This window comes from Bacillus cereus group sp. MYBK15-3 (genome assembly GCF_051916765.1).
Taxonomy (GTDB): domain Bacteria; phylum Bacillota; class Bacilli; order Bacillales; family Bacillaceae_G; genus Bacillus_A; species Bacillus_A cereus.
This window is the reverse complement of sequence record NZ_JBQAHG010000003.1, coordinates 475824-491471: the sequence shown is the minus strand read 5'-3', so window position 1 is coordinate 491471 and position 15648 is coordinate 475824. Positions and strand designations below refer to the sequence as shown.

Genomic DNA, 15648 nt, shown 5'->3' with positions numbered 1-15648 from the left:
TGATACATTTGTTATTTACAGGATTTTAATTAAGACCAAATCCATACACCATCATTATTTTCAGCGTTCGTCTTTGCTTCATGAACTTTTTCAATATGGTCAACTGTGTTCCAGTTAATAGAAATACCACCCCAGCCTACATACTTCATATCAATTTTCACTTTCTCACCCACATTAAATACTTGTCCCTTTGTTAAGAAAACATCAATAATAGCTTTCTTCCCATTTAGCGATGGATACTCAACTACAACATATTTAGTAGCACCGTCTCCCTCATCTTCCATCGTTCTTGCTTTTGATACTTCTCCAATTACATAATTAGGTGAGCCATCTTCTTTCATGTGCATACCTAACTTGTTTGTTGTATTTTCAACTGCAGTTGCAACCATATATTCTGTAAAATTACGCATCATAGATCCAGTAGCTTTTACTTCATCTCCTACTTTCACATTTGAAAGTGAATCAATATACACACTAACCGGTTCCTCATATTGCTTAGATTTTACAACAATTACACCGTTATCTACTTCTACTACTCGTCCTTCTAACGTCGAGAAATTCGATTCAATAGAAGCTGCACTCGCTTTTGTTACTTCTAGTCCTGGTAAATTTGTTCCTGATAATGCTGCGATCCCTAAAGCACCTGCTAAAATTAATTTTTTCATACCCATTATGAAACATCTCCATTCATGATGATTTTATTTTTTTGATTGGTATCGACCAACCTGTAATCATTATAGTTACAGGTAGTGAAAATAACAACCGTTTTCCTCATGCAATGTTGCATACTGTAATTTTCAAATATAAATCGGTTATTCCTATATTCAACACTAAGACTGAATTCTTGAATCCCAGCAGGTAAACGGATTGATGATGAAGAAACTAATGTCATACATCATGTTTTTCAATGATACAGTTTGTATAATCGTAGTCCATTACATTATGTAGGAGCGGAGTTAACATGTTAAAAAAACCAAAGAGATTACAGCCAGGAGATACCGTGGCGACAGTAAGTCCTTCGTGGGGAGGAGCAGATAACGATATGACAGGACTCAAATAAATAAAAAACACTCCTATAAGATATGACTGTGAATTGGTACTTTTCAAATGATATGAAGATTACTTATCTAATGATAAAGGGGGATTTACGTGTATGGAAGTAACATTTACAGTAAGTAAATGGGATGAAAAACTAATTGATGATACTAGAAAAGATTTCCCTATTAATATTGCCCATGTTGAATATGATATTGATGGAGAATTAAAAGGAAAAGCTTTTGTTGAATACTTATTATATTATCTAGACTCAAATATAAATGATGGTCACTTGGCTACGGCTAAAATTTCTGGATTTTTACACTTTGAAGGAATTTATAAGGGGCAACAAGGGACATTCACAGCTATAGAGCAAGGAATATTTGATAAAGGAAATTTAGATTCCCCAGGAACAATTATTAAGGCTACCGGTAACTTAGAAAATCTGAGAGGGTCCTATAATTATCAGTTTACAGGTCAAACTAGTAAACTAATTTTAGAATTTGAACGTTAGCAAAATACCTTATAATTTAGTGGAAAGGACATTTCTTGTAATACTAGGAATGTCCTTTTTGTTGACGAGCTAGTACGTTATAATCACCGCCAATTTTTGTAGGTAGTGTTGATGTTAAAAGCCCTTGTACAACAAATCTCCCCTGCTCATCTGGTGTAACATGATGAACACCTTCATCTTTCGATACTTCCGTAAATAACGCAACATCTTCTTTTGTAAACGTTCGTTCAAAGGTGATTTTTTCGCCTACTTGTAATTTCATCCCATGCCCCTCCTCAAAAACTCTTTTAAAATAAGAAAAACCGAAACTCAAATCATTTCGGTTTTTCAAAACTATAGAAGTCAATATTTACTTTAAAGAATGGACAAACAACCCACTACGCAGTTTCGGTTCAAACCACGTTGATTTCGGTGGCATGACTTCTCCGGCATCTGCGATTGCTAATAAATCTTCCATAGATGTCGGATATAATGCGAATGCTGCTTTGTATTCGCCGCTGTTCACAAGGCGTTCTAGTTCTTCTAATCCGCGGATTCCTCCGACAAAATCGATACGTGAATCAGAACGCGGATCATGTATTTCAAGTACTTGGCTTAATAAATGATCTTGCAGGATAGATACATCTAAACCTCTAACAAGATCATTCGCATCAAATGTTTCTTCTTTCACAGTAAGCTTATACCACTTCTCATTTACATACATACCAAATGTTTTTGGCTCATTTGGTTTATACGGAGAAACAGGTGCTCCTTCTACATAAAAGTACTGCGTAATTTGATTTAAAAACTGTTCCTCTGATAAGCCATTTAAATCTTTCACAACTCGGTTATAGTCCCAAATAGATAACTCATCATGAGGGAATAAAACAGATAGGAAGAAATTAAACTCTTCTTCTCCTGTGTAATTTGGATATTGTTCTCTTCGCATAAGTCCTACTTTTGCAGCTGATGCAGAACGGTGATGCCCATCTGCAATATAAAAATTAGGAATATCTTCAAATGCGTTTACTAAAGTCGTAATTACATCTTCATCTGCAATCTTCCACGCAACATGCTTAACACCGTCTTCTGCTGTAAATGTATAAATTGGCGCATGCTCTTCTTTCCAGCTTCTAATTAAATGCTTTACTTCATCTTTTGTACGGTACGTTAAAAAGATCGGACCTGTATTTGCGTCACACACATCTACGTGGCGAATACGATCTAACTCTTTTTCATGACGTGTTCTTTCATGTTTTTTAATTGTATCATCTTCATACTCATCAATAGATGTACAAACGACAAGGCCTGACTGCGTTCTTCCTTGCATCGTCAGTTCATAAATATATAGCGCTGGCTCTTCATCTTGTATGAACACTTCTTCTCGTATAAATTGCTTTAAATTGTCGCCCGCTTTTTCATACACGCGATCATCATACGGTGACAGTTCAGGGTCTAAATCAATTTCTGCTTTATCAACATGCAAGAAAGAATATGGATTCCCTTTTACAACTTCCCTTGCCTCTTCACTATTTAATACGTCATACGGTAAAGCTGCAACTTGTGCTGCTTTTTCCTCTACTGGACGAATGGCCCGAAACGGTCGGATTTTTGCCACATTCCTCTCTCCTTTACACAATCATTCGAACGGCTACAACACCTGTAATTTTGCTTATATTTTCCACAATATTCTCTTTTATTATATCATCAATTCCGTTATCGATATCAATCATTGTGTATGCCCAAGAATGTTTACTACGATTAATCATATCGGCAATATTAATATGATGTTCCGCTAAGCATCCTGTAATTTGCCCTACCATATTCGGGACGTTTTGATGCATAATTGTAATTCGTTTCTTTCCGATATACGGCAATTCTACGTTTGGATAGTTTACTGAATTACGAATATTTCCTGTCTCTAAATATTCACGTAATTGACGCGCCGCCATTACTGCACAATTTTCTTCCGATTCAGACGTTGATGCGCCAAGGTGAGGCGTCGCTGTTACATTTTTCATCTTTATTACATTTTCATTCGGGAAATCCGTTACGTAATGTGTAATAATATCTTCTTCTAATGCTGTTTGAAGAACCTTTTCATCTACAAGTTCTCCTCTAGAGAAATTAAATAAGCGCATCCCTCTTTTCATCTTCTCTACAGCGTGTTCCCCAATAATCCCCTTCGTTTGATTCGTAAGAGGAATATGCAGTGTAATATAATCACACGTTGCAAAAATTTCATCAAGGCTAAATGCTCTTTGCACATGTGTAGAAAGACGCCAAGCTGTTTCAACTGAAATATAAGGATCATATCCGATAACATCCATCCCTAACGCTAACGCATCGTTCGCAACTAAAGCACCGATTGCGCCAAGTCCGATAACACCTAGACGTTTCCCTGCAATTTCTGATCCAACGAATTGTTTTTTTCCTGATTCAACAAGCTGTGGTACTTCTTCACCCTCTAAGTTTTTCGTCCAACTTACACCATTAATAATGTTACGTGAAGACATAATAAGACTGGCAATAATGAGTTCCTTTACAGCGTTTGCATTTGCCCCCGGCGTGTTAAATACTACAATTCCTTTTTCTGTACATCGCTCGACAGGAATATTATTTACACCAGCGCCAGCTCTTGCAATCGCCTTTAAGTCTTTTGAAAACTCTTCTTGATGTAAAGAGTAGCTACGAAGCAAAATTCCATCTGGATGATTAATTCTATCTCCTACTTCATAACGTTCTTCAGTAAAAACTTGCAAGCCTTTTTCTGCAATTTGATTTAACGTTTGAACACGAAACATATCCCCATCTCCCTATCTATTCTCAAGCTCAAATTCCTTCATATAATCTACTAATCGTTTTACGCCGTGTGCTGGCATCGCATTGTAAATACTGGCACGCATACCGCCAACTGAGCGATGTCCTTTTAACGTAACAAGGCCGCGTTCCTTCGCTTTTTGTAAAAACTCATTGTTAAGTTCTTCTGACGGTGTTGTAAATGGAATGTTCATAAGTGATCGATGCGCAGGATCAACTGGTGAAGTAAACAATTTAGATTCATCTAAAAAATGATAAATAAGTGAAGATTTCATTCTATTTTGTTCTTCAATCGCAGATACTCCGCCTTGCTCTTTCAACCACTCTAGTACAAGTTTTGTTACGTAAATACTAAAGGATGGCGGTGTATTATATAAGGAGTTATTTTTACTGTAAGTTTCATAATTTAACATTGTCGGACAAGAGCGATCTGCTCCCCCAATTAAATCTCTTTTTATAATAGCAATCGTTAAGCCCGCTGGTCCTAAATTTTTTTGTGCTCCCGCGTATATAAGACCAAACTTCGAAACATCATATTGTTCTGACAAAATATTTGAAGACATATCCGCAACGAGCGGCACTCTTTCTATATGTGGAATATCCACATATTTTGTCCCCTCAATTGTATTATTCGTTGTAATATGTACATAATCTAGTTTTTCATCGCTTAGTAAACCGTCCAGTTTAGGAATCGTAGTAAACTTCTCTTGCTCGGAAGAAGCAATCACTTGTACTTCCCCAACTTTTTCGGCTTCTTGCAGTGCCTTTTTAGACCATGAGCCAGTTAGTACGTATCCAGCTTTTTTATACGTATTCATTAAGTTCAGTGGTATCATAGAAAATTGTAATGACGCACCGCCTTGTAAATATAAAACATCATACTCATCAGGGATGCTCATTAATTCACGAAGTAAGTTACTCGCTTCCTCTATAATACTTTGAAAATAAGAAGATCGATGACTCATTTCCATAATAGACATGCCTGTCCCGTTATAATTTACAAGCTCCTTTTGCACTTTCTCTAAAACTGGCAAAGGGAGTATTGATGGTCCTGCTGAAAAATTATAGACTCTCTCCATTACCCTCATAACCTCCCTATTTCTCATTTTTATTAATTTTTAAACTTTCTGAATTATAACCCGAAATATAATACGTGGTCAATTTGTTTTCTATTATTACGGCGCAAGACGCAATGGAATCGCTTGCATGTGCAAACTATTTTTATAAACATACAAAAAAGTGTTAAGTACATAATCGTACTTAACACTCTAGTAATAAAGTATAATTGCTAATTATCCGTGAAGAACCGATCAAAAATTTGATAAATAGCAGAAAGACCAATGAGCCAATAAATAGTGTCCACAAGCGCCGGCATAGAACCAAACCATTTCTCAACTACATTGTAATCTAACGCTACAAACAACCAATTCAAACCGCCGAGAATCACCAAAATTACTGTAAGGTAAGACAAAAATTTCATTATGATTGCCCCCTAGGTGATAAGATGGTGAAAGGCCTTTCACTAGAAATATATGTAGTAAACTTCAAAACTTACCTATTTTGTAAAAATTATTTTCGGTACCAGCCGTTAATAACTGCCTCCGCTTCTTTACTATGTATTTGATACGGATGTGTACTATCATTAGAGCCAATAAACCAAATTGAAAAACCTTTAAAATATGGTTTCGGTTCTAATACATCGCGGTAAGCACGCCATCCATTTAATTGTACATCTTTCGAAAACACATTAGAAACATCTGGATTCCACGGATTTTGCAGTCCAAGTTCACGCGCTGGAACGTTAAATCCACCAAAATAAACGGGCTTTCCTGTTGCATTATGTAATTGTTCCAATTGCTGAACAACATTTTGTCCACGGTTATATACTGTCGTCGCAAATAAACTTTGCTTCACTTCTTCATATGACGGATTTCTTTTTCCAGAAACTTCAAACCAACTATCGATACTAACAATATCTACCTTCTTTAAATACGGACGGTTTATTTTCTCTATAAACTTCGCTTCATAAGAAGGATCCCAGCTTGCTGTTAACCACCAGTTCATTTGATACAAAACATTTCCTTTATACTGATTACGAACAAAATCAATTGTATCGCTCCAGTATCCTTCTGCATACTCCATATTCACGAAATTAGAAGCAATCTTTAGTCCATACACATTGTATTTACTTGTAATGGAATTAAAAATATCTTGCAGAATAACCGTCTTCCAATTCCAGAAGAAATCATTAATGTTACTTGGGTTCCATTCTGTCTCTCCAACATTCCCCTGCTGAATATATGGGAACGGTTCCACTATAACTTGAATATTACGCTTTAATAATTCTTGAATTAAAATAATAGCTTGTTGCTTTTGCGCTTGATTAATTACCATATTAGTAGAAGTCACATTTGGGATATCTACTTGAATCGGTACATTTACTGTATTTAAATTTAAGCGCTCCACATCCGCTAATACTTTCGCTACATTTCCAACTTCCCATACTGTTACGTTTCCTGATTTGATTTTTCCAGATTGAACAGTATTTACATCTGCCTGTACATTTCCTTGAAAACAAAAAGAAAACAACATAATAAACACTCCTAAAAAACTTATTAAACTCTTATTTTTCTTCACAACTTTCCCCCTATAATTTTTGCCTTTCTTGATTATTTTATACAACGTTTCACATTTATTCCAGAAAAAAATGAAGTGCCGTTCAACTATATTCATATAAATCTTCTAAAAATAGTAGGAAAAATAAAAAAGGAGCAGATTTCCGCTCCTTTTTATCCTTTTACGATTGAAATTATTGAATCCCTTCTGGTAACTTAATTGAATCAAACTTTTCATATGAATCAATCTTTATACTCACAACTGCATCCAATTTTTCCTTATCTGTACTAGCTTTTTTATCTGAGTTACTTTCACTCACTTTTATAGTTGTTCGCATCTCTTCAAATTTATAATCTTTTGTTATTATATATTCAATGTTAAACGCATCCATATTAAATCCTTCCGTTAATTTTTTCATATCTCCATTAATTTTTTGTAACGTATCTACCGCTTCTTTTCCCTTTAATTCAAGTGTAAGTTTATATGTGTCTCCATCTTTCTTTGCTTTCATTTTCTTAGCCAAAGCTTCCGGTAAATCTAACTCATTAAGTAAATTTTTACTGACCATTACATCATTTACATTAAATTGATCATTAGGTATCGTGACTAACTCTCCTGTATCAGGGTTTTTCACTTGAGCAGCGACCTTTCCATCTACTTCATACGTTACAATATCTGTACCACTTATTTTCATTTCAGCTCTAGAATTCTTCAGTTTCGGCTCCATTTGTATTTTCATTTTAATTTCTTCTGATTGGCCGCTCCCCTTCATTGACATAAGAGATGTCAATGTAAGATATTCCTCTTGTTTTAATCCGTCAGCTGCTTTTTAAAAATATCTTTCGCTACTAACTCTTTTTCTTTTTTTACAGATACTGTTTTAGGTCCACTTGTTTTTTCACTGCTACAACCAGTTGTTAAACCTACTATTAGCGCCAAACTAGATATTACAACCATTTTCTTCATACTGATTCTCCCCATTTCCCACTTAAAAATATTTTCATCCCATGTATAGTAAATCAACTGAAATAAATATATATACAATAATTATTTAACCTCTAAACGAAACCAGTTATTCAATCCGTATACTAATGTAACTAAAGCTCCTATCATACCAAAAACAACAATATTTATACCAATTGACGAACCAAATAAAACAGCCATCATTGACACCATCAGTAATAGCATAGCAATACTATTTATCTTAATTTCTACTACATCGCCATCCTTTACTTTCTTTTCTTTACTTCCAAAAAAGAATTGTTTTACTTTAATATTCGCTTCATCTAATTCAAAAGGAAGCGTATATTCTTCGTTATTCTCAAGTTTCATTACTACTTCGTTATCTACCTTTACAGCAACTCTTGCTGCTCCTCCCATTACCCCTGTTGCTCTTATTACTTTAATACTCATGCTAAATCTCCTCTCCCCCTATGACTTCTCCATGTCATTCATTTTTGTAATTCTTCTCTTATGAAATCCTTGAATGTAAAACAAAAAATGTATTTGTATGACATCGAAATCTTTTACGCTATACACCCATTTCTCGTTAAACAAAATATTCCAACAGAAATTATAACAAGTTCCTGCAAATTTTTTTGTCAAATTTTGTCGCGTTTACAAAAAAAGAGACTCTTACATATAGTAAAAGTCTTTTCTATCATTACCGTGGCTGTAACGTTAACATTTTCCCTTCTATTCCCGCTGTATTCAGTGTAGTCGTATGATAAATCATCTATTTGATCATGATACCAATCCCTTCTAAAAGGATAAAAATCCTCTTCCCCCTAATTCGCTTCTATTATGAAAGAACCTTTTGAAACATTGAAAAACCCCCTTCATTTTCCTACCAATGAAGGGGGTTTTTCTTATCGTTCGCTACGCCAACTTTCATTATGCCCAAGATTTGAATCTGTCGCTACTTGCACATCATATAACATTTCACTAAAGAAGCGTTTATCTACTTCTTTTGGTACAATGCGTCTTTCATCATCAATCTCATCGTATTCATATGAACCACGATTCACTGTACCTGCTTTATAAAATTGAATGTCAAATACACATACATCTTCTTCATCTTCATAACCAATCGGCGCTCCGCTAAATGACAATTGCACGCCTAATCCGGTACGAGTATCTTCTTTGTAAAATGTATAATACACACCGCCATCTTGAACAGACCCACGGATCCATCCAAGCTTCGTCATCTTACCGAATAACGAACGACCATTTAGTAAAATACCGCCAAATCTCTCAATAGCACTCTCATCATTCTCTTCTACTACAAACACTGGACGCTCAATTTGTAGGAACGGCTGAACAATTCCCGCACTTTCTAATTGCTCTTTCCATAATTCCTTCTCCGCCCCAGACAATTCTAACGGATGAACGAAACCAATAACAGTGCTAGATGAAAGTTCATAACTCTTCCCGTCAATTGTACAGAACACGCCACCTTCTGCATAACGGAATGCCTTCAGCAACTTCCCTTCCTTATACTCACCCCAAATGAGTGAAATAGAAAATTGCTTCATAATTGGATTATCCATAAATACAGACTTCCATGCATTATGTGACCAATAACGCTTTAATGAAAGTGCCGTTTCCAATCGTTGTTTTTGCATGGAAAGAGTATTTCGGAGTTCCTTCTTTAAAGAGGCTAATTCTTTTTTAGCCTCTTCAGCCTTTTCTACATCATCTTTTGCATTCGGCTTTGGAAGTGACTTCATACGTTTTCCTTCTTCTGTCTCTAATTCAATTTTTGACTCTGTAGTTAAAATGGCAGTAAAACTTCGATTCCCGAAATCAATTATTTTTTCACCATGTATAGTAAAGCCAAGGTCCGGCACCAATTGATCTTCCAGCTCTTCCTCTGTTATACCACGTGTTTTCGCAGCAAGACTTAGCGCTTCTTTTGCTGCATTACGTACTTGCTTATGTTTATATTTAAATGCTATTGCATGAATAGACATAAGTGCAAGCTTAGATGAAGACAAACCTAAAGCACGAACGGCATCCGCTGCTATCTTTCCTCTCATTTGAAGCACCCATTCATCAATTTGCTTTATAAGTATGTCGACCATTTTGTCGTCACTATACATTCCGTATAGCGAAAGAATTCCACGTTTCTTCACATCTGCGTCTTGAGAAATCCATATTTGATATATTGTTTGCACATATTCTTTTAAGTCCTCTTCATTTAAAGCTCTACCAATTACTTCTGCTGTTTCTTTCTTCTCAATAACAGCATCTGAAATATACTGTTGTAAATAGGCTAACGGAATTGCAGCATCAGCAATTTCATCAGAGTCACGTAAACGGATTTGTGGCTCATCCCCAATCAATTGCAGAAGTGAATTTCTTGTTTGTTCAGTTAAAATACGTGCACATAGTTCTTCTATCTTTTCTTCCTCCGTTTGAAATAAAAACGAGAATTTTCCTGCGAAAGATTCATTTTTACTTTCTTGCAAAGCTTCCTGTACAAGTTTCGTATATTTTTCAAGCTTATACTCTATAAGTATTTTCATCACATTTTCACGAACAATTTTCTTTTTATTATGAAGTTCAACTGCTACATCTGCTGCAGCTTCTACATCTTTTGAAAGCTGTTTAACTACAGACTCACGCATTTTTTTAGATGAATCTCCTAAGCTTTTAATTAAAATTGGACGCATTTTAATCATGTTATCCTTTGCTAACTCTTCTAAAATATATGCTTTGGCCACAGCAGAATACTCATCAAATCGTTCAATGATGTACGCTTGTTCTTTTACAATTACACAAACAAGCGCTTCCTTCGCCTTATTTCGCTCTTCACTGTAGCATGCAGCTTCTTCAACTGCATAAGCGATAAGCTTTTCCTTACTTAATCCATACGAAAGCAGATCTTCTAATACTTGTTTCGGTTCTACTCCCCTGATAGAACATTCGTAAAGAAGTTCGTATAAATTAACACTATCTTCATCTCCAAACTGTAGTGTAAGTACAGCTTCCCTCTTCGCTACATCATCTATATCCCAAAGAAGCGCAACCTCTAACACCGGCATACCCCAATACATACTTCTATATTTCGGATTTTTAAGTATTTGCTCCATATCCTCAAGTGACAATTTCCCTAGTAAATAATCACGATATGTATCCCGCACTGTAGACAATTTTATTTGCAAAGCAGCAACAAAAAATTCTTCTCGCATTTTCCCTATATTTAGCTCATATCCTTTTTCAGCTAACGTGCGTGCGATGATGAGATAATTCATTTTACTTACATATTGCAAAGTACATTGAATAAATTCAGGATCTTCCTCCAACATAAAGCATAGCAATTCATATTCATACGTCTTACAAAAATCCTCACTATTCAAATCATGTTGCCTTAGACGATGCGCAAAAAATCGTTCCTTAGAAATCCAAAACTGTGTACAAAAACTTTGAATTTCTTCATATGTTTCTCTATTTACACTACCAGTTTTTTTGTAGTTTTGAGACTGACCGAGAGTGTGACACATATAACGTGTTGCATAGTTTATAAAACCCCAAACATTTTTCTTCGCCAATATTTCAATATATCGCCTCGCAACATTCGAATATTTATGAACACAAAATAATAGCCGCCAAATATGTTCCGGTAAATTCCCACCTATAAATACTTCACTATCATCTTTACCTTTTAAATACCGTTTAACTGCTTCAACCTTTTCCTCTTCCCCTAGCAGTTTCAATATAAATTCTGTATGTTCTTCTAACCTCTCATTCAATAAAGAACTATATGTACGAAACTTTTCATAATCTACATCAAACATTACAAGAAGTAATGTTACTTGCTGGTTAGTTGGTAAAGTATGTAATTGTCCCTCTATATAGTTCGGATTCTCTCTTGTTAACTCTCTAAGAAAAACATCTGCTTCATTCACATAACTTGAAATACTGGATAAATATTTGCATGCGATTGCTACAAGTTTGTCCAAAGGAAGTGCACTTTTTTCTAAATAAATCTTCATTTTAGAAAAACTGACATGCGCAAAACGGACTACAAGAACATTTAATAATTGCTCCTCGAGTATATGGTAAAATAATCGAAAAAAATCCGGATCTTGTTTATGCACTTTCCTAAAATCGTTTATAAATCGCTCCGCAAAATCGCTTCTTTTTTGATCACGAATTGTCGTTAGTTGAATATCTTTTAAAATCTCTTCTTCTTTTGTCTGTAAATATCGTTGTGATAATTGTTTCTGTTCTTCTGTCATATTAATATATTGAAACAACTCAGATGTACTAGTAGTCAAACTTTGTACCCCCCGCATCTTTTTATCTATTATAAAAATACCCTTATTTAATGGTAGTATAGCATAAACCTCACAAAAACGAACATACATTCTATGTTAAGTTAATGTAAATTAAAATACACTACTCAAAATACATTTCCTTCTCTCTAAACTTCCCATTACGCACTTCTCCCCACTAAAATCCTTTAATTTTTCACTACACCAATTCCTCAAAATCCCCCTCACATAAGCTAACGTTTTCTTATTATTTTCAAACGCAATTTTAAGTACCTCTAACACTTTCTCTCCAGAAAGTCTTTGTATCCAATTCTTCAATTCCTTCACAATATATGGGGATAAACTACTAATATTTTGTTCATAAAACTTATAAACTTCACTATTTGGAACGTCCTTTTCTATAGTTTCCACCTCTATCTCTTCCGCTTCTTCTTTCTCTTCAATAACTACTTGTGAACTACTATTATCCTCTTCTTTTGGCATACCAAAATGCTGCAATAATAATGGAATCTTGTATTCTTCTTCAAGGCATTTACGTAAAAATATATGTATGAACTCATTACTTTTTATAGTCTTTAACTCACGTAATACGCACTTCTCCACATTCGTATTTGAAATAGGGTTATAGTGTAACCAATTTATTATGAATACCTCTTTCGTTTCCGTATCATATAAAATCTTTCCATACTCAACAAACCTGTTTAGCAACTTCTCAACAGTCTCCATACTATAACCTGTTTCAAGCTCTGCCACACGCTTCGGTAATATGTAAATACCACATTGCTTTGTTTTCGTACCAGTTAACAAATATATGTAAAAATAACGTTCCTCTGGCGTTAAATCTAATATGAATTCATCTTGCCAAAAGTTCACCTGCACATTACGGTATACCGCCATATGTTTCCCTCCACTCTTTGCTAGTAAATAGGAAAATTTTAATCCTTCATTATAAAGATAGGCATACGGGAATGGTTTTGGCATTCGAATTACAATTTTTTTACTACTACAACGCCGGTTTCATTTTTTCGCGCTTGTTTTGTTCTTGTTTTTGTTTTTGTTTTTGTTTTTTCTTAGTGATTTATTACTTGGTAGGGGCTTATAAGGGGCTTGGAAGGGCATTCTACATTACAATCTATGAAATACAATTTGTTCTTCCTACTAAATAGGAGCTATTCCAAATTATTATTTTGGATAGCTCCTTTCAAATTCTTCTTATTTTTTACTTCTACCAATGTCAGCTTCTACATACCATTTATTCTGCTATTTGCGGACAGTACAACTCTCATTTCAAAATTCGGTGAATAAACTGCTCGATTGCAATGCGAGTGGCCCTCACTGATTAAAGTTTCCTTTTATTTTTGCATTGAATCTAACATCTTCACAATAAAGGCAGCTGCCTGACCACGAGTTGCTGTACCTCGGGGATCAAACTCATTATTTCCAATACCATTAACTACCTTTAGACTGTATAATCGTTGAACCGATTCTTTGTATGTTATTAAATGCTTATCTGTAAATGGTAATGCTACTAACTCACCTGTAATTCCTTTATATCGTAATGCTTTGTCAATCATAATAGATACTTCTTCACGAGTAATTGGTGAGTTAGGATCAAAAATCCCTTCACCACGACCATTAATAATTCCTACACTTGCACAACGTTTAATACCGTCATGAAGTGATGGATGTGCCTCATTAATATCTACAAATGACTTATTTCCCTCTGGTAGTTTAAGAGCATTCGAGATTAATTTCGCAAACTCCGCTCTCGTTACATTTCGATATGGCGCAAATACACCATTACCTTCGCCTTGCATAATACCTAGACTGTTTAATTTACGAATATGCCCTTCAAACCAGCCACCTGTAATATCATCTTTTGGTTTTTGTACTTCTTCCTTTGGCTTTTGTACTTCTTCCTTTGGTACATTGTAGTTAATTTTAATCCAACTTGGGTCATAGAAAATCCATTCTCCATTACCTACTTTATACCAACCATTTTTAACCGCTAATACTTTGTAACGATCTCCGTTTGAAGCTTTACGTACAACACGATGTTCAATACCCGCATCACTACGTACATTGATACCACTACCATTTACCACTAGTTCCATGCTAGGTTCAGCTGGATTATTTTCATTTGGATTAAATGAGTCATTTTTATCTTGTAAAGGCGTATCAATCTGCGCATTTATATTTGCATACCACTGAATTCCTTGTACGAAACCAGCCCAATTACCACGTGAAATTAAAATGTCAGGACATTTTTTCCCGCTCCATTGTTGATGCTTGTAAATATGATCTGCACCAATTCCTTCTTTGTTCATTAAATAACCTGCAAGTCGTTTTGCATTTTCTAAAGCTTTATTGTAATCACCATCTTGGTTAACCGCGATCTCGATACCGATAGACTCCCTGTTTCCTGATCCATCTCCATCTCCTGCATGCCAACCATTTTCGTTTGTTGGTAAGTGTTGATAAATTTGTTTATCGTCTACAGTAAAATGCCATGAAGCTGTTCGGAAAGTGCCTTCCGTTGCTTGCTTGTATAAATATTTCGCGTGATTTTCAGCATTAGCACCAGCGGCTGTATTTGCGGTCTCATGAATTGTAATGTAACATGCTTTCATCGGATTTGCAGGACGAATATCAGGATTTCCTGCTGGAACAATCCACTCCACAAATGGAACTCCTGCAAGTGTTCCATATTTCTTCGTACTCTGTGCACTATATTGAATACCTCTTGGCTTTGCAACAGGTTTCATTTGACGATCAGACCCATCATTTCGACCATCTACAGATTCAAATGCCTTTTCAATGTTTGAAATAGCTTCCTTTTCTGCTACTTGTCCCTTCTTAGCATCTTGCATTTTATTTAATTCTTCTGTTTCATCATGTTTATGCTTATATTCTTCTAAAAGCATTTTTTCATTTTCAGATACTTCTGCTTCGTTAATTTGTACATGATCAGGAACTTCCAACTTGAAATTAGAATAATTTAATCCGCTCGTTCCATGTTCTCCCTGGGCAATATTAAGTTGATCAGTTTGAGATTTGTTTATCTCTTCTGCTGATGCTGATAAAGGTACGCTCCCTAAAATCACTAGACTTGTTGATAGTGCGATTACTTGTTGTTTGATTGTCTTATTCATTATTATAATAAATACATACACACTCCCACCGTGTATGTATCTCAACCTCCCTTTATTGTCACATTAATTTTTAAAAATATGAATCTACTATGTACTTCTATTATATTTTCTTTTTATTTACATATTTTAATTATTTCATTTTATACTCATTAAGAAAATATTTATATGTCATCCCTACAGATGAATTTCATCTAACATACTTTTTACAAATTTCGTCAACAAACATTATTTTACAACTAATTACAAATACCGT

Annotated in this window: 11 protein-coding genes and 2 pseudogenes; 1 reads left to right on the top strand and 12 read right to left on the bottom strand. The window is 35.0% G+C overall.

What is annotated here, in order from left to right; translation table 11 throughout:
- Positions 1 to 29: 29 nt before the first annotated feature.
- Entirely contained in the window at positions 30 to 671 is a 642-nt protein-coding gene (locus ACTFR8_RS16760) for a F0F1 ATP synthase subunit alpha (RefSeq protein WP_000525523.1), read from the bottom strand.
- A 482-nt stretch (positions 672 to 1153) separates the two neighbouring features.
- On the opposite strand from ACTFR8_RS16760, the gene ACTFR8_RS16755 reads away from it, so the two are divergent.
- On the top strand, positions 1154 to 1549 hold the full coding sequence (locus tag ACTFR8_RS16755; RefSeq protein ID WP_000454080.1) for a DUF3224 domain-containing protein: 396 nt from the start codon (positions 1154 to 1156) through the stop codon (positions 1547 to 1549).
- Between the two features lie 61 nt (positions 1550 to 1610).
- On the opposite strand, the pseudogene ACTFR8_RS16750 reads toward ACTFR8_RS16755, so the two are convergent.
- From ACTFR8_RS16750 to ACTFR8_RS16700, 11 genes and pseudogenes are all read right to left on the bottom strand, one after another.
- Positions 1611 to 1811, bottom strand: a pseudogene (locus ACTFR8_RS16750) (enoyl-CoA hydratase); the annotation flags it as partial.
- A gap of 87 nt (positions 1812 to 1898) precedes the next feature.
- Complete coding sequence (locus ACTFR8_RS16745; RefSeq protein ID WP_001063068.1) at positions 1899 to 3146, bottom strand: DUF1015 domain-containing protein; 1248 nt, start codon at positions 3144 to 3146, stop codon at positions 1899 to 1901.
- Between the two features lie 13 nt (positions 3147 to 3159).
- Entirely contained in the window at positions 3160 to 4332 is a 1173-nt protein-coding gene (locus tag ACTFR8_RS16740) for a 3-phosphoglycerate dehydrogenase family protein (protein ID WP_000490230.1), read from the bottom strand.
- Positions 4333 to 4344: 12 nt separating this feature from the next.
- Entirely contained in the window at positions 4345 to 5427 is a 1083-nt protein-coding gene (serC, locus tag ACTFR8_RS16735) for a 3-phosphoserine/phosphohydroxythreonine transaminase (RefSeq protein ID WP_050821992.1), read from the bottom strand.
- Between the two features lie 209 nt (positions 5428 to 5636).
- On the bottom strand, positions 5637 to 5828 hold the full coding sequence (locus ACTFR8_RS16730; protein WP_000670803.1) for a DUF378 domain-containing protein: 192 nt from the start codon (positions 5826 to 5828) through the stop codon (positions 5637 to 5639).
- Between the two features lie 89 nt (positions 5829 to 5917).
- On the bottom strand, positions 5918 to 6985 hold the full coding sequence (locus ACTFR8_RS16725) for a glycoside hydrolase family 113 (RefSeq protein WP_000739764.1): 1068 nt from the start codon (positions 6983 to 6985) through the stop codon (positions 5918 to 5920).
- A 172-nt stretch (positions 6986 to 7157) separates the two neighbouring features.
- A pseudogene (locus ACTFR8_RS16720) lies at positions 7158 to 7930 on the bottom strand (hypothetical protein).
- Between the two features lie 81 nt (positions 7931 to 8011).
- The gene (locus ACTFR8_RS16715; protein ID WP_000025025.1) at positions 8012 to 8377 is read right to left on the bottom strand and encodes a hypothetical protein; all 366 of its coding nucleotides are present in this window, start codon (positions 8375 to 8377) and stop codon (positions 8012 to 8014) included.
- Between the two features lie 455 nt (positions 8378 to 8832).
- Complete coding sequence (locus ACTFR8_RS16710) at positions 8833 to 12246, bottom strand: DUF4132 domain-containing protein (RefSeq protein WP_252209613.1); 3414 nt, start codon at positions 12244 to 12246, stop codon at positions 8833 to 8835.
- A gap of 111 nt (positions 12247 to 12357) precedes the next feature.
- Entirely contained in the window at positions 12358 to 13140 is a 783-nt protein-coding gene (locus ACTFR8_RS16705) for a DnaD domain-containing protein (protein ID WP_000312090.1), read from the bottom strand.
- A gap of 455 nt (positions 13141 to 13595) precedes the next feature.
- A complete protein-coding gene (locus ACTFR8_RS16700) occupies positions 13596 to 15395 on the bottom strand; it encodes an S-layer homology domain-containing protein (protein WP_252210025.1) in 1800 nt (599 codons plus the stop codon).
- Positions 15396 to 15648 lie beyond the last annotated feature (253 nt).